Consider the following 23,570-nt stretch of genomic DNA (forward strand, 5'->3'; position numbering starts at 1 on the left):
CGCGTTTGAACTTGGTTTAATGCTGCCAACACCGGCTCGAACCGAGTGACGCGGTTCGCTTACACCGTGATCCCTTTTTGGTACTCGCGGTGCATTGCCCTCGTGAAAGCGTGGGCGATGGGTCTTTTTGTGTTGCCTTTTCCGATTTAAAACAGACAGAACAAGGCGTAAAACCCAAATTTACAGCCTCTTGCTTCTTGTGTAGGATTCGGCTGCTTTTGAGGTAACGGCATCCGTCGGCATGGTATTTTTTCCCCGACTTTGTGACGAATACGACCTGGGCTTTGTCATTGGCCGGCGCTTCAGTCTCCTGAAAACCCAAAACCGGTAACGTCGCGCAAGCGAACAAGGCAATGAGAAAAGTGACGTGTGCCATATTGGTTTTCCTTGAGTTGGAACGGATCGCGAAACAGCCCCGCGCTTCTTAGGTTGAAGGCCTGCTTCATCTGTTACTTGCGAAAAGGAGATCGGTAACGGTTCAGGGAATGTTTCAAGAATCGAAAATGATGGCTTTTTACCGACGAATCAACGGGGTGCGCCTTCGTCAGATCCTCTTTCGTCACAGTTTTGTGGTGACAGGCAAGCGAAAGGGGTTGGATTTGATAGGCTTGTGGTTTGTGGGGGGCTCGTGGTGACAGGTGAGTGCAAGTGGTGCACCGAAGCCGGGGCAAAAAAAAAGCGAGGGATGGAACCCTCGCTGTGAATGGTGCTTGCAATCATTGAAAGGCGGAACGCCTGTCATTTGGGGATACGCCGCCGCGCAAAAAAACCCTGACACCCTTGTGAAAATAAGTGGGCGCTCGGCGGTCGTGCTTTGGTTGCATACGGCCGTCGGGCGCGTTGGTTAGGGTTGGGGTGGGCAGGGAACGGGATCAACCACCTGAAGGTAGAGAAGATCGAGCACGTCGATGCGGCCGTCACCCGAGAGGTCGCCTTCAAAGGCTTGCCGCCAGAACGGGGCCAGATCGCGCAGATCCTGCACGTTTTGGCAGCCGTCGCCGTTGAAGTCGTCGAACCCGGGATGGGCCGCCACCAGCAGCCAGGCGCTTACCGTCACCTGGTCGGCACCCTCGGTGACGGTCACGTCCAGCCGCGTTGTTTCTTGCGGCGGCGGATCAACCGAAACCTGGTTGCCGCTTTCATTCAAGGTGGTTGCCGGGAAGGCGGTCCATTCGTATTGAGGATTTTGCAGCGAGCAGGTGCCGGCCACGGTGAAGGTCGGCACGGTATCGCCCAAGGTTTGTACGCGCGGCGTAACCCGCATGCCGGTTAACGTGTCCAGCGTGATTTCTGTCGGCGTCGACACAAAGGTGCCGCGGGGGCCGGTGACCTCGCAACGGTAGACACCCGTCTCGGCCTCGGTCACCGTGAGCTGCAAGCTGCCGTTGACGGCGCCGTCCAGCACGACCCCGTCCTTGGTCCATTGGGGCTCATGCTCGGATTGGCCGCCGTTGACGCGGTTAAGGTTGTTTGATCGCCGCTGCAAACCGGCTGGGTCGCCGTTCCGACCGATACAATCGCGTCATCCAACAAGGAAACCGAAAGCGCGCTGGATTGGCCGATGCCACAACCGTTGACCGGGGCGACACGGACGGTGCCGGCCTGGGCGCCGAAATCAACGGTGATGGTGTTTTCGCCGTCCCCGGCGACAATTGCGGCCCCGTCGGGCACTTTCCACAGGTAACCGGTCGCGCCGGGTACCTCGGGGATGGTGTAGGTGATGCCGGTGTCGTTGGGGCAAATCACCGTCCCGCCGGTCAGCACACCCGGTTGCGGCGGTGGCCGGTTGGTCACGGTAATGGTTTTGGTTTGGACCTCGCCGGGACCACAATGACTGACGGCAAACACCGCCAGGGTACCGCCCGTCGCACCGAAGGAGACCGTAATCGACGCGGTTCCCTGACCGCCGGTGATGGTGGCGTCCTCCGGTACGGTCCAGGTGTAGCTTTTGGCATCGTCGACGGCCGCGGCCTGAAACATCACGACACCCTCGTCGACACAGACGGTGTCGGGACCCTCGATGCGTGCCGGTGCCGGGGGCTGGTTGAGGCAGACCATGCTTACAAAGGCGTCACTGGTGCCGCCCAGGGTGGTGTCGGCCGCGCCACCGATGGTGGGAAACAGCGATGAGTTGGTGGTGCCGACCAGGACCGCGTCTCTCGCGGGGGTCAGCGCCAGCGCGGCCGGCAGGTCATCGCGCTCGCCGCCCAGGTAGGTGCAATACCGCAGTTGGGTGCCGCCGGGGTCGAACTGGGCCAAAACAATATCCAGGCCGCCGTTGGCGGTTTGGTCGAAGGCGTTGTCCGTCACGGGGATGGCGTCGCCGCTGGAATGGCCCGCGACCGTCATGGTGCCGGTGTCGTCAACCGCGATGCCCACCCCGATGGTGTGCTCGCGGATGGTGCCGAAAAACGTGCTGTAGGACAGTTGGTCGGCGCTCGGGCTGAGACGGGCCAAAAACAAATCGGTTGAGCCCTGCCTTTCAGAGAAAAAGGCATTCGCGCTGACTGGGAAATTGAAGGATTCGGTGCTCCCGGTGATAAATATGTGGCAGGAAGCGTCCAGTGTCAGAGCCTCGGCCAAATCAAAACCACGACCACCTAAGAAGGTGGAAAAATTCAGAGCGGTGCCCGTTGGGTTCACGCCGGTTACAAAAACATCGGTGAAGCCGCTCCGCGTTTGCGAAAAGGCATTGCTCGTGACGGGATAGTTCGAGGAGCTCGTGTCGCCGGTCACCACGGCGTTCCCCGCCGCGTCGACGGCAACCGCTTTAGCCAGGTCGGCACTTTCGCCGCCGAGCAGGGTGGCGTAGGCCACGTTGCTGCCGGTGCTGTCAATCTTAACGAGGAAGGCGTCGCCGTTGTCGTTGTAGATTTCGCGGAAGGCGCCGGGTGTGGTGGGAAAGTTCGGTGATCGCGTTCGCCCCACCACATACAGGTTGCCGTCGGCGTCGAGGGCAAGGTCCTCGATGTGATCGTCCAATACCCCGCCCAGATAGCCGGCAAAGATCAATTGGCTGCCGCTTGGGTTCAGTTTGGCGACAAAGCCGTCCTCGCCGCCGCCAAAGGTTTGGTTGAAGGCACCGCTGGTGACGGGAAAACCGTCGCCCCGGCTCAGGCCCGCGAGGGCGACGTTGCCGGTTGCATCGACGGCGATCGCCAACCCGGTCTCGTCCGCGTCGCCACCGATAAAGGTGGCATAGGCCAAATCACCATCAGCGTCGAATTTGGTGACAAACACATCGGTGCCGCCGCCGTGGGCAGTCCCGTGGACGCCGCTGGTGGTGGGAAAGTTGTCGGAGGCGGTGGTGCCCACAACGTAGACCGCACCGGAGGCGTCGACGACCACATCCGAGCCGGTATCCGGGCCGGACCCGCCCAGAAAGGTGGAGAACATCAGCGCCGAGCCGTCGTTGTTGAGTTTGGTGATCACCCCTTGTGTCGGGCGCCCTGTCGAACGACGGGTCCTTTGCTTTGACCCTTCACAGGTGGTACGCGCAAAAAAGAAACTCGGGCGCCGAAACAAAGACAAAAAATCCCCGAGGGTGCAAGCCGTGCCGCCTCGCACAGGCGCTCCGGCTTATTGAATCGCGGGTTAGGGGTTTCGAATGAAACCGAGGCGCGGATTTCGGCAAAGTACACAACGGAATGGGACTAGCCCGCATATCTCACAAGGCGTTCTGCTGCGGGGCAATCCATGCGATTACTTCGGTTACTTGATCGAGCAATACGCGACGTAGCGCTGCTACGCCGAAGGTCGGCCCCGCTCCGTTTGCGCTTGGTCGTAATCTTCGTACTCACAAGGCTTTCAGCTTCTCGCGACGAATCCTCGTGAGAAATGCGGGCGAGGGTAGATGACCCTCGTCCCGGCCAGGTGGCGTTCGTCCTAAAACCCGAGGTTTCGTGCCCGACCTCGGTTAGCTTTGCCGCATGCGCCGTCGGCCTGTTCGCGGTTCCACCTTGTTAGGGCCGTTCGGCGCCGGCGCAACACCTTGGGAGGCATCATGATTGTTTTTTTCTTTAGCATTTTTTGTTGGGCGGGCGCACCGTCCCCGCCGGCCGCGGCCGAGCAGGTCGCCCACCTGTTTCAAGCGACCTTGCTCGGCGAAGACCGGCCCGTGACCGTGCACCTGCCCGATGGCTACCACGACACCCAACAAGGTCACCCGGTGCTGTACATTTTGGACGGGCAAAAGCGTACGCGGGATACCCTGACCATCACGAACTATTTGATCGAACGCGGCCAAATGCCACCGCTGATCCTGGTTTCCATTCCCCATACCGGCAACCGCCGCCGCGATTACGATCCCTGGGATCGCAAAACGGGGGCCGCCAATCCCGGTGCAACCGCCTTCGGGGCCTTTCTCGCCGAGGAAGTGATTCCCTGGGTGGAGGCCCGTTTTCGTACCAAGCCCCATCGGCTGATTCTGGGCCATTCGGCGGCCGGCGTGTTCGTTTTGCACCAACTCATCACCCAACCCGACCTGTTCCAATCGCGTTTGGTTTTTAGCCCGTCGCTGCACCATCATCCCAAACTGGTCGATTCCTTGGCCGCGGCCTTCGCGGGCGCCGAGGACTGGAACAGCCGCATCTACCTCAATATCGGGGGCATGGAATTCGCGCCCATCCGCGCCCAGTTCGAACGTTTAGAAGATGTTTTTGCGCGCCATGCCCCCGCCGGTCTGCGCGCAAGCTTCCAAACCTTTCCCCACGACGGACACGGCACCACCCCGTTCGTGGGTGTTTACAGCGCGCTGAAGGCCCAATTCGTCCAAGCCCGGCCCAGCCTGGAACAGATGCGACAACTGCTCGCCGACGACGCCGTGGTCGGCTACTACAAAAATCTCTCGCGCGCTTTTGGGTACCCCGTGGTGCCGGCCTATCGCGATCTGAGCCAACACTGGAGTTACCATTACTTTGCGCAGAACGACCCGCAAACCGCCGCCAAAATCACCGCGCTGATGCGGCATTACCATCCAGATCGGGTCGATCCGGGTGATGCCGGGTTTGTCGCCCACTGGGACCGACACGGCATCGCGACACCCTACCCGGACGATGCGCCCTTGCCGCGCCAAGCCTTCCTCAACCAATTCGGGTACGCCTACCTGACGCGTGACCGCTTCGCCGAGGCCGTGTTTTTATTCGAGTGCAACACGCGATTTTACCCGCAATCCCCCAACACCTGGGACAGCTTGGGCGAAGCGCTGCAACGGGCGGGGCGGACGGCGGACGCGCACGCCGCCTTTCGGCGCGCCTTGTCCTTGGCCGAGTCGCAACAGGACCGGGACCTGGACCGTTATCGCGCCCGGTTAAAACAGTTGGCGCAACAGCCCGCGGCGAAACCGCGCTGAGCCGGCGTGTTTCGCACCGGTGCCGCCCGGTACGGGCCTCGTTTCGTGCCGGTCGCCGGATCCTCGGCGCCGCGCCCTCTCAAGGTTTCCTTATAATAGGGGTCGCGCGCGCCGCAAACGCGGTGAATCCCAACCTTTTGGTGAGGTTCCATGTCTTTTTTTTGTTTGATGCTTTTCACCTCCGGCTTGGCCGTGCCCGCCGTTTACGAGGGGCAACCGCTTGAGCTAAGCCGACAACCTTGGTTTACCTTGTACCGCGGCGTCGCCATGGAACCGGTGGCGGGGGGGTTGGATACGGGTGCCGCCGCGCGACAGATTGCCGGCCGTTCCGACCTCTGGTGGCTGGAGACCGAGGTCGCCGTGCCGAAAGCGTTGCGCGACGCCCAAGATATTCAGCTATTTATCAAAAGTGATGTGGCCGCCTTCGAGGTGTTGTTCAATGATCGGGTGGTGCTCCAAAACGGGACCGTCGCCGAAAACGGGGAAGGTGAGCGAGCCGGGCGTTACATCGTCAGCCGCCAAGTACCCAGGCATTGGATTCGTACCGGCGACGCCGGCCGGGATCGCAACACGCTCGTCATCCGTTTTTCCAATGTTCAGTTTCCTCAAGGCTGCCACTTTTTTGATATCTCGCTCGGACCCAACGGCTTGGCGGAGGCAAAAACCGGACCCTGGGTGTATGGGCCGCTGGTGTTGTGCGGGGTGTTTCTCCTCGCTGTCTGTCTCAATCTCGCCTTTCTCGTTGCCTTCAAAGGACGGCTTTCGTTCCTGCTCCTCGCCGGCCTGTTTGCCGTGTGTTTCTGGGCCATGGCCGAGGACGTGTGGCTGTATCGGTTTCCGGCCGGTGTCGCCTTCCGCCATCTCGGCGTCATGGGTGGCCGATTGGACGACGCGGCCTTTCTGCTATTGAACCTGGCGGTCGCCTGGACGTTTCGGGACCTGTTCCGCACCCCGGCGCGTCCCCTTTGGGGGTGTCTCGTTGCGGGTGCGGCGACCGCGTTTTTGGTAATCGGTGACCATCCCCTCTATTACTTCTTCATGAGTTGGCCGCCCTTGCTTTTCGCGCTCGGCGCCGGGTACCGGGGCCTCAAGAACGGTCGCTTGTTGAGCGCCGCGCTGCTGGTGTTCGCCGCCTTGGTTTACGGTGACGAAGCCAATCTGTTAGACGGCGTGGCGCGGCACAATTTTGTCGTCACCTCCTTGTTTTATTACTTGGACTACGTCGGTTTCGCGCTGATGGCGTTTGTGATGGTGATCGTCTCCGCGGCCGGCATCATCCAACAGAACCGCGACCTGGATCAGGCGCAACTGCGGACCTCGCGGCTGGAGTTAGAACTGTTGGGCAAACACCTGCATCCCCACTTCCTGATGAACACGCTGACGGCTTTGCAGCATTTGCTGATGACCGACCGAACCCAGGCCGTGTCGCTGCTGGACGCCCTCGCCGAGGAGCTGCACCTGCTGCGGGAAATGAGCCGCCGCCGAATGGTGACGCTCGACGAGGAATGCGCGATTTGCCGCACCCACCTAAAAATTATGAACATGCAGCAGCGCGCCGACTTTCGTTGGTGTGTCGAAAACGTGGACGGGTCCGCCACCCTTCCGCCCGCCGTGCTGCACACCTTGGTTGAGAACGGCCTGACCCACGGTTATGCCGGGCGCACCGAGGGCGTGTTTCGGCTCACCGGGGAACGCGCGGACGGGGTCGTGCGCTACCGCCTGTTTAACGATAGCCGGGTGACCGGCGGCGACGGGGTACCCGCCGCCGGGTCGGGCACCGGGCTGGCTTATGTGCGGGCCTGTTTGGAGGAAGCCTACCCGGGCCGTTGGCGTTTCCATGCCGGCCCCGTACCCGGTGGTTGGGAGGCCGTGGTGGAGGTACCCGCGTGAGAATTTTAATCGTGGAAGATGTGGTTTTGGTCGCGGAGCGCATCGCGTATTTGGTCAAGCAGACCTTCCCCGAACCCATCGCGCGGCTGGATGTGGCGTTAACCTACGACCAAGCGGCCCAATCTTTGGCCGAGCGGCCTTATGATCTGGTGTTTCTCGACCTCAACCTACACGGTCGCGAGGGATTTGGTTTGATCGACCCCGCCGCGAGCTACCGCACCGTGGTGATCACCGCCCATGACGGCGAGGCGGCGCGTGCCTTTGATTTAGGCGTGTTTGATTTTATTCGCAAACCGATTACCGAGCAGCGTTTTGCGCTCGCCGTCACGCGTTTCCTGCGCGCTGCACAAAGCCCGAATCGCGCGGTGGCCTACCTTGCCGTAAAAAGTCGCGGGCGCGTCGACATGGTCGCCGTGACGGATATCGATTACATCAAGGCGGCCAAAAACCATGCGGAAATCGTGCGCCGATCCGGCGGAAGCCTGCTCCACGAGTACAATATCCAGCGCGTGCAAGCCTTGTTACCCGATGATTTTCTGCGGGTTCATCGCTCCTACCTGGTGGCCCGTGGTGCGATCACGCGGCTGGTCAACCGCGGTGGTGGTCGCTACCAGGCCGTGTTGGTTTCCGGTTCCACCATTCCCGTCAATCGGGTTAGCTACCGAGCGCTCCAGCAACGCCCCGCTAACGAGGACGGCCCCTGACCTTGGGTTCCCCGCTTGCCGACAGGCTTGTGGCTTGCCGCCCCCTTTGCCTTGCCGCTTCATGCCTGACGGTGATGTACGCGAAACGGCTGTACCGCTTCCAAGATACCAGAAGCATGACCTTGCTTCTCGACCACACCATTCCGCTCACGTTCGATGACATCAAGGCGTGGAAAGACCGCGTGCTCGAATGGGTTCAGGCGGATGTCGAGCGACGGAAGCAAGGGCTAAGATCCGAATGAGCGTTCTTGGACCGAAAACCCAAGCGCCCCTTGGCTGAGAACCTGTTTCCCCACCGCGCTATTCAGCGGTTGGGCACGCATTACCACGGTTGATAAAAGCAACAAAATCCACGATGCTCGGGTTCCCGTTTTCGCACAAATTCGCGTCCGGCTGATCGCCTTGCCACGCGGGAAGCGCCGCTAACAATACGGCCGAGATGGAACAGGTGGTTACCACGGTTTCCAGCACGACCCCGTCGTCGAAACAGTCGCCCCGAACCACGCAGCGGTAGGTGCCCGCGACATGGGGATCCTCGGCGACCAAAGACAATTCGGCACTGTCGGCGCCCGCGATCACCATGCCGTTGTGGAACCACTGATACGATTCAGCGCCCGCCGCCGTCACGGTTAGCCGGGTGTCGACGGTTAAGCAGAAGCTGTCTTGCGGGGAGAGGAGCACCGTTCCCAGGGGGTTACAGGGCAGTGCGGTGAGTCTGGCCAGCCGCGCTTTCCTGCCGTCGGCGTCGGCGTAGCCGGGTAAGAGAATACGCCGGTCCTCGGTAAGGTGGACGGCCCTGGGTTGCACCGGCGCGTAATAGGTGCCGTTGCTACCGAAGCGGGGATCCAAGGTTCCGTCCGATTGGTACAAGCGCATGAGGGTGCTGCGCACCACCCAGATCCCACCATTGCGCTGAACCTGGATGTGGCTAATCGGAACATGGCCGGTGCCGATCCGGTTATCCAGGCTTTCATCGCGTGTTCCGTCCGCTGAAAAAACCGCTAGATACCGGCTGCTCAGGCCGTTCAGGCCATTCAGGCCGACCAGGTAGCGACCCGTCCGCGGATCCATACCGAAACCGCCTGGGCGGTGGTCGCGAAAGATGTTGGTTCCGCTCAAGGGGCGGTCCAACCAACCGGCGAAGCCGTGGGTTTCGTCCGGTTCACCGTCGGCGCCGATCCGGCCGATGAAGGTCCAACGGGACGGCTGCCATTGGTCCACGGCAAACAGGATGCCGCCGCTTTCAGGAAGCGCAAGATGCGAGACCCGTTCGTTGCCGTGAAGGGAAAAAACCCGGTAGCCGCTGCCCCCAAAACTGGGATCCAAAACACCCTGGCTGGTGAGTCTGGCAAAAAATGCATCTTCATCGGCGCCGTACCGGGTCACGCCGCCCGCGACCAAAATGTTTCCGTCCGCGGTTTCCACGGCCTTGTTCAGCGATACCGGCCAAGGTACGGCCAGGGGCAAAAAGCCGCCTTCGCCGAACTGGGCATCCAGAACTCCCTGGTGATTCAGCGCATAAAAACCTCGGTTTACCACCACCAAAAACCGGGTATCCTGCTGAAAAACCGCCACGGGTTCCAAGCCGTCGCCTGCCTCGGCTTCCAAGAGCAAGAGACCGTTGTCCGCGAAGGAGGTATCCGCGCCGCCGTCGGCCAAACGCAGCGTGACAAAAACCGCCGCTTCTTCCGTGGTGGTACGCGAACCGATGGCGAGGATGCGCCCGTCCGGTAAAACCGAAACAGCCTCGAACCGTGAATCATAACCTTCAAATTCCAGTGCCAACACACCCTCGTTGCCAAAGGTAGGGTCCAGTTGCATCAGGGTGAACCAGAGGGCAATGCTCATCATCATGGCGCGTCCTCCCCCGATGCGCAGGTTTCGGTCAGGGTTACTTCAATGGGTTCCGACCAAAAACCGTCGCGGCAGTCCTCGACCAGAACCTGACAGCGGTAGGTGCCTGAGGCCCCGGTCGCCGCGGGCAGCGGAAGAAACAACCGGTGACTCTGGCGCTGGACCGGTTCTCCGTCCTTCAACCAAAAAGTGCCGATAATTTTGTGGGTGGGTTGATCCGTGGTCACGCTGATGCGGGGAAGGGAATTTTGGTCCAAGCAAAAGGTTAGCGGTTCCGCCGGGCCGGTGATAGTGATGTCCTGATCGCAGGGGAAGGGTTCGACAAAACGAAACAGCGAATTGCCGGAACGCATCAAAAAAGCGCCCTCGCGCGGCTGAGAAACGGCATTCACCCAACCTGGCAACGCGCTGAAAAAACGCCGCCCGGCAATCCCGTAAAGGTGATCCGCTAGGAGTACCCTGCACGTTTGATCGTCGGGGTTATAGCGGTAACGCTGCACATACCCGCCGTAAAAAAACAGCAGGCCGCCCGCTTGATCCACACGAACCGCGGTGGATCGCGAAGAGAAGGCGTCCGCGCAACCGGCGTAGGGTACATCGGAAAAGAAATACATGGTCCAGAAGTCGGGGCCTGAGCCTAAGCCGACGTCAGCCAAGGTGGTAATCCCCGCGTAGAGCAGCTTCCCTCGGTCGGGATGGTAGGTGATGTCGTTGACCTCCACGGCGTAACCTAAATACCCGAGTAGGGGCAGGGCGGTGAGCGTGGATCGAGACAATGCGCCGGACGGGCTGATGGAAAGCCGCGTTGTCCCGAAATGCTCGTCGAAGTCAGGCCTTGCGAAGCTACCGAGGACGATGGTCGTGGTGCCGTCATTGCCTCGGTGTTGGGCGGTGGGGATACGTAGGGCGTTGGGGCTGGTATCGAGTGGCTCAATGACGCCGCCGTTGCTGAAGTCGGTGTCTATAGAACCATTGGGGAGGAAGGCGTATAAAAAAGTACCCGACCGATAGGCGCGTCTCCCCACCACGGCGAGACGGTTGCCCGCGTAGACCGCCGCGTATTCGGTACGAATGAATGCGCCTCCGCCGAGATCCACCAAACCCGATTCGCCAAAGGTGAAATCACGTTGGCCGGTCTCATCCAGGCGCGCCACAAAACTCCCGACCACGTACAAACCGCCGTCGTCCGTGATCGCCAAGGTTCCCACATCGAGGTGTTCGCCGGGTAGGGGAATGATTGACAAGCCTTGTTGGCCCCAGCTTTGGTCCAGGGTGCCGGCGGCGGTGACGCGGGCGACAACCACCTGTTGTTTCGGCGTGCCGCTAAATTGGATGCCGGCTAGGTAGGTTTCTCCTTCGGGGCCAAACACTTCCGCCGTGAGATAGCCGTCGGGGAAATCCAAGGTGAAGCGACCCAGTTCGCCGTAATGAGGGTCCAGGTCGAGACAGAAAAAGAAAAGAAATAAAGCGGTCATGGCGCGCTCCGCCGGTAAAAGACAATGAAAAAAGTTGGGTTGGGAGAATTTTACCCTGAGGCACCTGTACTTTTCTATGGGAAAGGTTGTTCGGGCGTGATTCTAAAAAAGTTGGGAAATGAAGATCCGAAAAACGTGGTTGGCATTTTGGTCTCATTGATCCCGGCCGGTGCATGGGCTTTTCTGGATGGACAGCATTTTTGACTAAACGAACCACGGTTCCGTGCCGTTGGCCCCATCATGACGAAACCGAACCCCCACCACCGAACCTCTTCCGATTGGATTTTTCAGGCGCCCGGCGCCGTGCAGCGGTTTGAGGCTTTTTTTGCCGACAATGCCTACGCCCCACACCGCCACGATACCTATGCGATCGGCTGGACCCTTGCCGGCGTGCAAACCTTTGACTACCGCGGCGCCGTGCGACGCAGCTTACCCGGCCACGCCGTCATTGTGCACCCCGACGAACTGCACAACGGTTTTGCCGGCACGGACGAGGGGTTCCGGTACCGCGTGCTGTACGTGGAACCCGCCGACATTCAAGCCGCGCTCGGCGGCAAAGCACTGCCTTTTGTGCCCGACGGCGTTTCCAACGACCCGCGCCTGCGTTGCGCGGTGACGCGCTTGCTCGGCAGTTACGAGGATCAGCTCGCGCCTTTGGAATACCAAGACGCGATTTTCGATCTGGCCCAAGCAATGGACGCCGTCGCGGGCCAGGGCTCGACACGGCGCAAGCGCTTTGATTACCAGGCCGCCGAAACCGCCCGCCAATATCTGTGCCGGCATTGGGATGAATCGGTCACCATGGAGGAACTGGAAACCGTTTGCGACCGCGACCGTTGGCAACTCTCGCGCGATTTCCGCGCCTTGTTCGGCACCAGTCCGTACCGGTACCTGGTCATGCGCCGGCTCGCTCGGGCGCGCGAACGACTGGCGGAAGGTGCCGCTTTGGTCGATGTCGCCGTGGATTGCGCGTTCTCCGACCAAAGCCACATGACTCGCCATTTCCGCAAAACCTACGGGATCACCCCCAGAAGATGGTTGGCCGCGCTTCAGCGCTAACCATCTACACACATGAAAAAGGCCGGGAGAAACCCGGCCTTCCCGGCAATTCAAAGAGGGTGTTTAGGGCGCCGGCGTCCCTAAGGCGCCTTGCCGCCCGTGCGATTCCTTCACCACCTCTTCCTCCGTGGTTGCGTCCTCGGCGCTGGTCACGCGTTTGACATTGTCCTCGTGGTCACGGTCGATAAACCGCAGCAAGGGATCCACCCCGGCGTGGCTCGGCAGCTTGTCTACCAACACCTCGATGCTGTTGCGACCGGTGGTGACGCCATGCCGACCCATGTACAGAATGCCGGCGTCGTCGGTCATCTGGTCGGGATCCTCGGCGAACAAGGCGATTTCCACCGTTTCGGAAAGGGGGATTTCCGTTTCGCGACCTTGCCCGTCAGCCTCGAAGCGCGCGGCGTCCACCTCGAGGCGCACCTTAAAGCGGCCGTCCGTCTGGGGGGTTACCGTCGCGGTCGCCATCTTCAGGTCGTAGAGGATGATGCGCTCGAACAGGTCCTTGATCACCACCTGTTCCGCCGCATCGGCCACCTGTTCCAGGTGTTTTTGAAGATCGACCGAAAGGGGATAAGGCGGCTCGGTGAAGCGGTTTTCTTCCAGCAATGCACGCACCGCCCCGTTGAGTCGTTCCTCGCCCAACAAACCATGGAGTGCCATCATCACCAGCGCCCCTTTGTTGTAGTGGATGTACTGTTGGTTCTCGGTGAGCACCAAGGGTTGTTCCTCAAACACTTCGCGGGTCCGACCGCGCAGGTACAGGTCCAACTCGACCTTTAATGCGCGCCGCACGCTCATCAGGCCCAGGTTGGCGTTCATCACCATCAACTCGCTGTATTGGGCCAAGGTCTCCGAAAGCACCGCGCTACCCTGCACGTCCGCGCCCACCAATTGGTGGCCCCACCATTGGTGGGCTACCTCGTGGGCGGTAATGTTGTAAACCATGTCGACCTTGAGGGGATCGCGCATGTCCCGAATAAAGCCAATCTCCGTGAAAGGTACCGTGTTCGCAAAGCTTTGCGCAAAGCCGCGGTAGCGTGGGAATTCGATAATGCGCAATTGGCGGTGCTGGTAGGGACCGAACCAGCGGGTCATGTAGTCCAGCGAATCTTTGGTACTTTGCACCATGCGCGCCACGTTCATGAAGTGGTCCGGGTGGTGGTAAACCTCAATCGCCACCCCGTTGTGCTCGTCGCGGGTGACTTCCATGCGTCCTGAGGTGATCGAATAAAAGTTCAGCATCGGTGCGTCCATTTTGTAGTGGAACCAACGGCGGCCTTGCTCCGTCCATTCCCGTTGCAGGTAACCCGGCGCCACCGCGACCTGATCCGGGCTGGTACCGATGGTGATCTCGAAATCGATGAAACCGACACCCGGCCCCAAAAACGATTGATGGTGGAAATGGGCGTCGTCCATTTTATGGGCCCGGTGGGTTTCGGGAAGTTCGTGGTGACGGCGTTTGCGGGCGTCGGTTAACTGCATGGCGACCTGGTAACCAAAACTGGGAAAGAGCTCGAAGTTACTGATGAAGGTGCCGTTGCGGACCAGCGTCGTGTCGTCGCCGCCCTCGCGGAAGCCCTGCCGCGCGCGGGTCACTTCAAAGCGGCCGGCGCGTTCTTCGCCCGGCAAAAGAGGTTGGTCGAACACAAACCAGAACGTGTGACCGGGACCTCCCTCGTTCGTGAGTTTGCCGCCGGCGAGGGTCATCGAAACGCTGGGCGTGTGTTCCGGTTTCATCACCAAGAAGCGGTTGATTGGCTGCTCCGCCTTGTTGATCACCGCGAAATCGGCGCTTGCCACCAGGCTGCGCTGCTCAGGATCGAGGTTCACCACCGCGTTGATTTTGGTGATGGTGGGGACCGGCATGGCCGCCTGGTCCGCGAAGGCCTTTTCGTAGGCGACCGCATCGGCCTCGGCCATGGCCGGGGTGACGTGCTGGTTGCGCACGCGGGTGTTGTAATAAATGAAGGCACCACTGGCGAGGAACAGGGTTACGGCTAGGACGCCGATCAACGTACCCGCCGACCCGAGCCGGGTTCCGACGCCTTGCAGGCGGGTCTTCAGTCCGGCGCGTGGGCCGCGTCGCCACAGCGCGTAACCCGCCAAGTTCATGACCAGCGAGAGGCTGCCCCAGTAGAGCATGTACCAGGCGTGGGTGGTCAGTGCCCATCCGTAACCGTTCAAATCCGAGATGGTTACTCCTGGCGATGTGCTGAAGATGAGGAGGTTGTTGCCAAAACCCGCGAGATTTAGGCCGAATCCGCAGGCCAACACCACCACGAAGGTCAGCATGCCCACGTATTTGTTGGGGCTCAACACTTGAAAGAGGAAGGCCGCTACCGTAAGCATCATCCAAGGCAAGGCCGCGAAAACAAACAGCGTGGTGAGGTATTGTTGCGGGTCCAGGTTGCCATGGCCGGCGATGATTTGGTTGAGTATGGTGACCGCCGTGCCCACCGCCAGAATGACGAACAGGACCAGCCAGGCCGCCGCGAGTTTGGCGATCCAGAACACCACGTTGGGAACCGCCGTGCTGTCGATGATGTCGCCGATGCCCGTCTCGCGTTCGCGCCACATGATTTCCGCGCTGTAATAGGTGATCACCACCAGGGCGAAGATTTGCAGGGAATGACGCACGGTGTCGGCCATGACCATGGTGAGCGGCCAACTGCTGATTTGGTAGACGTTGGCCGGGCTTGCAATCATCGCGACCAGCAGCGAAACGGCAAGCAGGACCAGCAACACAAACGACGGTGTTTTCACGACCTGGCCGACCTCGAAGCGAATCAGCGAAAGCAGCTTGTGCGTGTTCCCCGCGGGGCGGGGTTGGATGTTGAGGCGCGCGGTGGTGGGCGCCGTTGCTTGGGTTTCTTTTTTGGCGTTGCGGCGGCTTTTCTTGGGGGGATGCAGCACCAGCGGTTGCCACAATCGGCCGAACAGCAGGGCGGTACCCAGGCCGAAACCAACCCAAATCACGCGGTTCCACAGCATTAAGCCGCTCAACGACAGGCTTCCGTTGTTTTTGTCAAAAATGGTCCAATAACGGGTGGTTTCGAAAAAAGCCGTTAACCCGAAGGGATCCAACAGCGCGGCCAGCGCGCGGTGATCCGGTGTGTTGAGTAGATCGCTGCCGATTTCGTAGCCGAGTAACAGAGCCAGTGCCGCCAGGTAAACCGCCATCGCCGAGCGGAACCGGACCGCCAACACGTAGAACAGGCAGGAGAACCCGAACAGGCTGGGTGCCGACAGAATCGCGAAGGTTTTGAGGTACATCCCCATGTCGAAAGGGCCGAGCCGGTCGGGGTCGACCCAGGGCATCAAGGTGCCCGCGATCAGGCCGAGCGGCACCGCCGCAAAAAGCGCGAGTACCACGGAGAAGGCGCCGAGGAAGCGGCCGATTTGGTAGGGCGCGGCGTGGATGGGTTTGCAGTAAAGCAGCTCCGCCATTTTAGAGGTGTGGTTGCGGGTGGCGCTGTTGCTCATGAAGGTGGCGGACAGGAAGATGGCGAACACGCTAAAAACCAGCATGATCAGCGCCGTGGTGTAGGGCCCGTTTTTGAGTAGGTTGGCGCCGCCCATGCTGACCTTGTGAATCGCGGTAATCAGAAACGAAAGGAAAAACAGGACCGCGGCGGCGACGTAAAAAGAGGCTTGGCGCAACTGGTAACGCCATTCGAAGAGAACCATTTCACGAAACATTTAGGCGGCACCTCGATGGGAAAAAAGCGTGGAGAAGTAAACGTCCTCGAGGTCGGGGTTCACCGCGCTGAACCCTTGGGGTTCCTGATCGGCGAGCACGTGGACGACCGTGCGTCCGGCGGAAAGGCGTTTGGAGATCACTTCCAGTTCGGTTTCAACCGCGGGCAATTCGTCCAAGGTGATGGTTTTGCGCCAGATGCGGCCGCTGAGCGCGTCCATCAAATCGGCCGGTGCGCCTTCAAGCAGGATCCGCCCCGCCGCAAGAACCGCCATCTGCGGGCAGAGTTCGGCCACGTCTTCCACGATGTGGGTGGAGAGGATGACCACCTTGTCCTCGGCGAGGGCGGCGAGCAGGTTGTGGAAGCGGTTGCGTTCTTCCGGGTCAAGGCCGGCGGTGGGTTCGTCGACGATGAGCAGATCGGGATCGCCGAGCAGGGCTTGGGCGATGCCGAAGCGTTGGCGCATACCGCCGGAGAACCCGCTAACCGCGTGTTTGCGGTGTTGGAACAGGTTGACATGGGCGAGCAGGGCCTCAACGGTTTCGCGGCGTTCGGCCCGGTTGGTGAAGCCTTTCAGAACGGCGAGATGGCTGAGCAGGTCGTAGGCGGAAATGCGCGGATACACGCCGAAATCCTGGGGCAGGTAACCGAGGCGGTGACGCAACGCGTGGGGCGCGGCGGCGGCGTCGATGCCGTCGAAGCGAACGCTGCCGCTGTCGGCGGTTTGCAGGGTGGCGATGGTGCGCATCAGCGAGGATTTGCCGGCGCCGTTGGGTCCGAGCAGGCCGAACAGGCCCTTGGGCACGGAAAGCGTCACGCCGTCGAGCGCGCGCACCCCGTTGTCATAAGTTTTGGTTAAGTCATTGATCTGTAGCATAGCGTTCGCTTGGCTCCTTTCCCGCGGTGTCCGGCCGACGGTGGGGAGGCAATTGTCGGCCGTGTTACCCAATTTAGGGTCGCGACCGCGTGCGAAGATAGAACGATTGTGCACGTCGCCTTGGCTGGGTTGGTGTGCGAGCCGTGCTAACCAACCTTTTAACCTAAGAAGCGCCGCCGCGAGGGGTTTTGGCTAAAGATCTGCAGTGAAGTGGTTTGGAAAATAAGGCGGGGTTGCAAACGACCCCATCCGACGGGGCGGGGCGTCTCATGATGCGTTCATTCGAGAAGCGATACGGTTCTCCCCAGATCAGCATGCTGTTGCCGGACTCTGACGCGGAGGACGACCTTAAAACCTAAGAGGCGCGATAGAGCGAGGGTTTTTGGCTAAAAATCTGGAGCGAAATGGTTTGGGGAAAGCGGACCGGGGTCGCGCGCGATGCGCACCCGCCGGGTGCGATGCGTATGTCCACGGGCCGTTGCAGCCCAGATCTTTGGCTAAAATCACCGCGATTTATCGCGCTTCTTAGGTAAAACCAAGGTTACCGGACGCCCTTGCCCGCGGCCTTTCTTGGAAAAGGTCGCCGGGTTGGGGAATCCGGTTGCCTCAGTTCAAACTTTACAGGGCCTTTTTTTGAATGAGTTGGACAAGATTGGGGTGTTTGCTGCTGCCAAGCTTTTTGGTGAGTTGGACGGTCCGAATGCCGAAATCCTGTTGCAGGGTCTTGTTTCGCAAGGCTTTGGCGTGATCAAAAACGTCAATGACCACTTCAGCGCCGTCCCGAAACGTAGCCGCCTTTTTCGCAATTTCAAAATAGGTTTCGATCAGTAATTTCTTTAATGGGTCGCCCTTTTTATTTGGGTCTATGGCCACCAGTTTTTCCAAGTCACCCATCTGGTCGCGCAGGCGGGCTAATCCCTCTGCGCCGTAGGTCTTTGGTATACGTTTGCGCAGTTGCTGAATCAGGGTGGAGGTGATGCCGAAATGGTTCTTTTTAAAGAGGCGGTCGGTACCGATTTCGCGATCACGAACCTGTTTCAAAAGCTCCGTCACCTTTTTGGTGATGCCGTCCTCGGCACTGTCGGGTTGCGTGATGAGCTGGGTTATCAGTGCGAAGGCCGCTGCATCGTGATTGATTGCTACAGCTCGGGAAGCCATTTCGGCCAAAATGGGTGCCATCACCTGGGCGTCTCTTCCATTGCTTGAACGGCCCATTCGGTTTTCGATAAAGGAGGAATCCATTGCCAAGTTGTCCATGGCGTAGGGCAATATAACCTTTAACACTTTGCGGTGTTGCACCAGGGGGGGCAGGTCCAGTTCGGTTCGTACCCGTTGTTCCAAGGCGTCCAAAAAGGTTTGGTAATCACTGTTTTCCAGGGCATTTTTTACCACCCCGTCCTGTATCCGTTTGATTAGTTCCGGGTGGTTCTCGAAATGATTTTTGTTTTTCGAAACCAAGGTTTTGAGGTCGGTGTTGATGGCCGCATAATTCTGTGGACTCACCGAGTTAGCCATTGCCTTCAAGATTGGGGTGTACAAGCTGGGGGCGCTCGCGAAGTTGCCGGCAAGGTGGTGAAAGATGCGTTTGACCGTGTCGGCGTCGGTCATGGAATTGATCAGTGGGTTGGCGCTTTTGCCCAAAACGGATAACAACGGCTTCACTTCGTTCGGTTGCTGCTGCACCAAACGATCTACGAAAGCGACCATGCGTTTTCTGAATTCACCTTGGGCTGCTGGGTTTTTAAGATTCACATTTGTTACCAGATTTTTAATCGCCCCGAGCGCTACCTTGGGTTTCCCTTCATTAAGCGCGGCAACCGCAATGTTATCGACCATGGCAATGTGAAACAGGGGGTTATCGGAGGCCAATGCAGTGGGAAGGTTTTTGGTCCATTGCTGGTAATGTGTTTGGGCGGTAATCAAGTTCGGCCGGGGGTTTTGGAGTGAGAGCAGGAATTTGCGCATTAACCCCTTGACCTTCTCACTGGGGTTTTTGTTCATCGGGTCGGCAAGGTACTTCAGGACCGCGCCGCGTCCCGTCAGGTCACCTTGTTTCTCGACGAACGTCAGCGCCAACTCCATCGCCCGAATCGATGCGTCTTCGTCCTTGAGCTTGGCGTGGTTTTGGACCAGATCCTTGATTTGTGCCGACGCCCATGTGGGATCTTTGTCGATTTCACGCTCCGCGAGTCGCACCAAATAGGGCTGGGCCGCCAAAGGCCCCTTTTTGTCTGCGCCCGCCATGTTGATCAGGGTGCTGTATGTTTTTTTCTCCGCATTGGAAAGCGGAGCATTGTGGAAGGTCCGCTGCTTCAACACGGCCACCGCCGTTTTGGATTGGGTGGGCTTGTCCATAGGGGTATGGCTTAGCAAGCGCGTTGCTTGATCCACCATGCCTCCGGCCGCGTATTCGGTGATGACCGACAACTTCAATTGGTGAATTTGGTCGACCATCCCCAATTGATTGTTCTTATTCAATTGTTCGAGGCGCGTCAAAAAGGCTTCTGCAGCCCAAGGTACCCCTGCCTCGTTCCATTCCCTAGCCAATGCCAGGATTTCTTTCGGCTGAGGATTGCCCTTGAACACCACCTTCAGGTTGCCCTGCGCCCGGGACCCTTGAAACTGGTAACTTTTCTTTTGGTTTTTCAGCGCGCGGTGCAGATCGAGTAACTTGGGTGAGGCTTTCTTCAAAAAATCTCGGAAGGCGACGGGATCTTTTAGCAAGCCTACCGCCAGGTCACCGACGTCGCGGAAGTCCACAAAGAGGTCACGCCAACCCTTGATTTCTTGATCGGTCACGGCTCCCAGGGTGAGCCGAAAATTTTGACCACCGATCAGGGTCGTGTTGGTATGGGCGAATCCGAAACTGGGTCGGCCCGCGAATAGTAAACCTCGGCGAGAGGCCGTTGATTCGATCAGTCGCATGGTTTGGGTTTGGGGATCCGTCGTCAAAAAGGTTTTGGTTTTTGGTTTGGGGATTTTGTTGAGGATGGGGGAGCGGATATCGAGGAACACGGTATTTTCCAGATCCTCGTTGGGGGTGATCATCAGGCTTTCGTTGCCGGTCATTTTTTGCGTGCCACGCAAGCTTGGGGGTAAGGCCAACGAGCTATTGGGATCAAGGAGTTTGGCGTGTGCCCCCATAATCGCCTTGCGGTAGTTGTTGAGCTCTTTTTGGGCGGTGAGTTCGATATGCATCATGCCCTGTAGGTTCCCAATGGAAGGGCTGCCGATATTGGCGGAACCCTGGTTAAACCCTTTGAACTGATTACCGTTGTTGTAGGAGACCATAAACCCCGCGTTGTAATGGTCGTTGCCGCCCATGTCGAATTTTTGACCGCTGCGGAAAAAAACCACGTTGAGCTCGCCCTTGTTGATTTTGTCGGCAAACGCTTCCAGGAAGGCTTTGATCTCGGGCCCGTCCGTTTTGGCGATGGTGGTGTCAATCGCGACCGTGAATCGGTTTGAAACAAGATTTTGTTGGTAGAGTTCCTTAACCTGGTTGATGAGGTTTTCAGCCTTGTAGCTTTTCTGAACCGAGGCTGAAATGTTGTGGTGGAACTCACCGAGAAACAGGTCGAGTTTTTGTCCTGTGGGCAAGCTTTTGCGGATATTTTGGATGGATCCCTTGATGTCGCCGCTATCTAATGTGGCTTTTTGGTAGTGGGCCGTCTTACCGAGGACGTAGTCTGACTCCTCGTAATAAGACCCTTTAACCGCAACAACATTGAGGTCACGCCGGCCCTTTAATTGCTCGACACCGGAAAGCACCGCGTTAAAGGCATGCATGCCGCCGTTTTTAAATTGGTGGCGCGGTTCGACGGTGACTTTTTTGGTTTTGATGCCGGCCGCCTGCTCATACAATTTCGAAAAGCTTTGTGGGTCGTAGGGTTTAACCAAGGCGATCAGCGTCGCCAGTTCTTCGTTAATTAAATGCATGTCGTTGAGGAACCGAGGCATGTCGCCCACCTGCGACAGGGCTTTTTCCATGTGACCGGCCATGCGGTTCAGGGCGAATTGGGCCAAGCCACCCAAATTTTTGTCGGACAGTACTTTTCCGATGGAAGTGCGGAGCCCGTCCATTTGACGGTGGACCAGGGGAACCAAGGTTTGGGCGTAAGTGGGCGCCTTTTGGTTAAGCGTGGCACCAAAAAATTTGGTGACATGGGGATCCTTGAAAAAGTCATCCAAGTCCTGATAGGTTTGCAGTTGGTAATTGGGGTTGGGGAATTCTGCCCAGTCGGGTAGGCGTAAGTCGTTTATTTTCTGGGAAAGTCGGTTTAACATGGACGCCATGTTGGGTGCCAGCGACGCCCAGCTTTCAAGGGTATGGGTTGGACCGAGCAGGTGTCCGCTATGGTTCATTACGTCCCCGGCTACGACCTCCACCGAGTTCTTGTTGAATCGGTCAAAACCGCGCACGATCAAGAGGTCCTGGTCACCCACACGGATCATGCCGCCCAAGGCGGTGTGGTTCGTAATGGTGCGCATGATTTCACGAGTCTGGATGTCGATGGTGCGCACCGGGGTGTTTTTGGGGTTGTTTTGGCGCACTTGGATTTCGACCTGCAAACGAATCTGCTTGCGTACCTGGTTAACGACCTTCTCGATTTGTTTGCCGACCGCCGCGGCTTTATCGCTGCCGAGGCCTTTGGGCACTTGGATGTTTTTTATCAGGTGAGAGATGTCGAGAAAACAGCCACCATCTTTTTTGAGGGCCGCGGCGGCAATGTTTTTGAAGACGCTTGGGTCGTTTAAATTGTTGATATCAATAGCTTTTTTGTTTATATCAGCAAATCCAAACTGACGTTTCACTTCATCGATGGCTTTGCGGTCGAATACCGGGTAGGCCGATCTTTTGGGCAGGCCAAGCCCATTCTCCAATTCTTCTTTAAAGCTGCTGAACAGTTGCGAAACCCCTTCTCGGAAATAACTGCCGGCACTGGTGCCCAACATATGGTTTTGCCAACCGAATTTGCCTGGGTTGTCGACCTCGGCGAATTTGTACAGGTACCCCAAGGCGCGGCTGGTGATGATTTTTCGTTGGTCCAGGGTTAGTTTGGGGTTGTCAAGCTGTGATTTGAGCGCGCTGAAGTTCAGCGCCCATTCACGGGTTTGACCGGTAATATTTTTGTTTTTGTGTTTGAGGTCCACCCTATCGAAGTAGGTCGCCTTGGATGAGGTTTTCTGAAGTTTCGAGTAGATGGAAGACAAACCGAAACCTTGTTTTTGTGTACTGAGTTTTGGAAGCCTTACCAGGTTTTTCACCCATTTAGGCGCGTTGGATTTGAAGGGTTTGGGGATGCCCAGGGTCGTTTTGGGTAGGGTTTTTAAGTGCAAGAGTTGGCTTGGACCCGGGAAGCCGCCAACCGAGTTGGGGTTTTGGTTGTTGAGCATTTTGGTGACCACCTGGCTTACCACGGTATCGAGCAAGGCGCGGGTCACCGGTGTTTTGAGGTTTTTCAGGTTTTGGGCGACCTGTTTGGCGATGGGAGCCAGGCTTTTCGGAAGTTTTTGGGGAGGGGGCTCCTTGAAGTATTGCTTTTCTTCCCGAACCATTTTTGCGATGTGCTGTACCTGTTCTCCGAAACCGTCGCTTTTTAGGTGTTGTTGCACTTCCGTAGGGGTGAGTATTTGAAACCGTTTGCCTTGCTCGAGGATCGATGCCACGTCTTTGGTGGTCAGTGGCCGGTCGCTTTTGAGACCCATCTGCTGCAAGGCGGAAAGCACAAACAGACCGTCGAAGTTTTTGCTTAATACTTTGGCGAACTGCTGTTTCACCTGCTGGTTGTTTTCTTGCTCCGTTTTGGAAAGTTTGGGAATCAACGATCCCTTGATGGATTGGACCTGGCGGTGCCCGAATCGTCCGAGAACGGAAAGCTTTTGTTGATGACCCATTTGAAGGACCTGGTTGGATTGGTTTTGGGCAATGGAACGGAACTGTTGAAGGGTGGGACTCATAGTAGGAACTCCTCTGTATATCGATGGGGGGACCCTTCGCAGGAGTGGCAAGGAAGGCCGAAACGGCACTTGGCGAAAGGGGTGTTCAACCGGAAAGGCAATTGGGTTTTTTGTGGCGGCTGAATTTTTGGGTGGGTTGGCGAAGGTGGTTGGCTAAGCCAACAGGTAGGCGGGAACCGGGGCGACGAATTCCTCGACCGGTGCGTCGTGTTCGGAATCGGGTTCCGGCTGAAACCCGTCGCCGGGATTGGCTTCTCGGCTAGCGGGTTTTTCCGCCCGTTCGGCTGCCGCGAGGACCGCTTCAACCGCGTTTTCCAAAAGGTCGATGGTTAAACCTTTGGCCGCGATTTCGAGGATAAGGATCGGGATCTTGCTTTGGGGTTCAAGGGCGAAACGGAGCAGGGTTGTCGGCTCGGTTGCATTGATCTGGAGCAGGCGGCACCAATCTTTACCTTGGTCGCGATCCGTGGCGCGGTCGAACGGGGTAAAAAGGGTGATGCGGTTGCGTTCAGGGTCCTCGCGCAGGTAGAGCACGGTTGATGGATTGAAAAGCAGGCCGTAACAGGCATCGTCATCGCGTTCTGGATGATCGATGCCGGTGCGTTCCGCGAAATCAGCCATAAGGGTGTCCAACAGGTCGGTGGTTGCAGGGGTCGTTTGGTTCATCATGGTGGTTCCTCCGATTCGGTCGTGTGGGTT

Annotated in this window: 12 protein-coding genes; 4 read left to right on the plus strand and 8 right to left on the minus strand. The window is 58.4% G+C overall.

Features of this window, described 5'->3' with window-relative positions; genetic code table 11:
* Positions 1-844: 844 nt before the first annotated feature.
* Positions 845-1,405 (minus strand): hypothetical protein, encoded by a 561-nt coding sequence (locus J3U88_RS13015; protein WP_207859204.1) that lies wholly within the window; start codon positions 1,403-1,405, stop codon positions 845-847.
* The gene (locus tag J3U88_RS34995; RefSeq protein ID WP_207859205.1) at positions 1,363-3,432 is read right to left on the minus strand and encodes an SBBP repeat-containing protein; all 2,070 of its coding nucleotides are present in this window, start codon (positions 3,430-3,432) and stop codon (positions 1,363-1,365) included. The genes J3U88_RS13015 and J3U88_RS34995 overlap by 43 nt, the downstream gene beginning before the upstream one ends.
* 571 nt (positions 3,433-4,003) lie before the next feature.
* Between J3U88_RS34995 and J3U88_RS13025 the strand changes: the two genes are divergently transcribed.
* From J3U88_RS13025 to J3U88_RS13035, 3 genes are all read left to right on the plus strand, one after another.
* A complete protein-coding gene (locus J3U88_RS13025) occupies positions 4,004-5,350 on the plus strand; it encodes an alpha/beta hydrolase-fold protein (RefSeq protein ID WP_207859206.1) in 1,347 nt (448 codons plus the stop codon).
* A gap of 150 nt (positions 5,351-5,500) precedes the next feature.
* Complete coding sequence (locus J3U88_RS13030; protein WP_207859207.1) at positions 5,501-7,240, plus strand: histidine kinase; 1,740 nt, start codon at positions 5,501-5,503, stop codon at positions 7,238-7,240.
* On the plus strand, positions 7,237-7,944 hold the full coding sequence (locus tag J3U88_RS13035) for a LytTR family transcriptional regulator DNA-binding domain-containing protein (protein WP_207859208.1): 708 nt from the start codon (positions 7,237-7,239) through the stop codon (positions 7,942-7,944). The genes J3U88_RS13030 and J3U88_RS13035 overlap by 4 nt, the downstream gene beginning before the upstream one ends.
* Positions 7,945-8,244: 300 nt before the next feature.
* Here J3U88_RS13035 and J3U88_RS13040 read toward each other — a convergent pair whose 3' ends face one another.
* Both J3U88_RS13040 and J3U88_RS13045 read right to left on the minus strand, forming a co-directional pair.
* Entirely contained in the window at positions 8,245-9,798 is a 1,554-nt protein-coding gene (locus J3U88_RS13040; protein ID WP_207859209.1) for an NHL repeat-containing protein, read from the minus strand.
* Positions 9,795-11,273, minus strand: a complete 1,479-nt coding sequence (locus tag J3U88_RS13045; RefSeq protein WP_207859210.1) for a hypothetical protein — start codon at positions 11,271-11,273, stop codon at positions 9,795-9,797. The genes J3U88_RS13040 and J3U88_RS13045 overlap by 4 nt, the downstream gene beginning before the upstream one ends.
* 240 nt (positions 11,274-11,513) lie before the next feature.
* On the opposite strand from J3U88_RS13045, the gene J3U88_RS13050 reads away from it, so the two are divergent.
* The gene (locus tag J3U88_RS13050) at positions 11,514-12,332 is read left to right on the plus strand and encodes an AraC family transcriptional regulator (protein WP_207859211.1); all 819 of its coding nucleotides are present in this window, start codon (positions 11,514-11,516) and stop codon (positions 12,330-12,332) included.
* Between the two features lie 63 nt (positions 12,333-12,395).
* Here J3U88_RS13050 and J3U88_RS13055 read toward each other — a convergent pair whose 3' ends face one another.
* The 4 genes from J3U88_RS13055 to J3U88_RS13070 form a co-directional block, all read right to left on the minus strand.
* Complete coding sequence (locus J3U88_RS13055) at positions 12,396-16,034, minus strand: ABC transporter permease/M1 family aminopeptidase (protein WP_207859212.1); 3,639 nt, start codon at positions 16,032-16,034, stop codon at positions 12,396-12,398.
* Positions 16,035-16,910: an ABC transporter ATP-binding protein gene (locus J3U88_RS13060; protein ID WP_207859213.1), complete on the minus strand. Its 876-nt coding sequence runs from the start codon at positions 16,908-16,910 to the stop codon at positions 16,035-16,037.
* Between the two features lie 618 nt (positions 16,911-17,528).
* Entirely contained in the window at positions 17,529-22,871 is a 5,343-nt protein-coding gene (locus J3U88_RS13065) for a hypothetical protein (protein ID WP_207859214.1), read from the minus strand.
* Positions 22,872-23,024: 153 nt separating this feature from the next.
* Entirely contained in the window at positions 23,025-23,540 is a 516-nt protein-coding gene (locus J3U88_RS13070; RefSeq protein ID WP_207859215.1) for a CesT family type III secretion system chaperone, read from the minus strand.
* Positions 23,541-23,570 lie beyond the last annotated feature (30 nt).

The organism is Acanthopleuribacter pedis (genome assembly GCF_017377855.1).
GTDB lineage: Bacteria > Acidobacteriota > Holophagae > Acanthopleuribacterales > Acanthopleuribacteraceae > Acanthopleuribacter > Acanthopleuribacter pedis.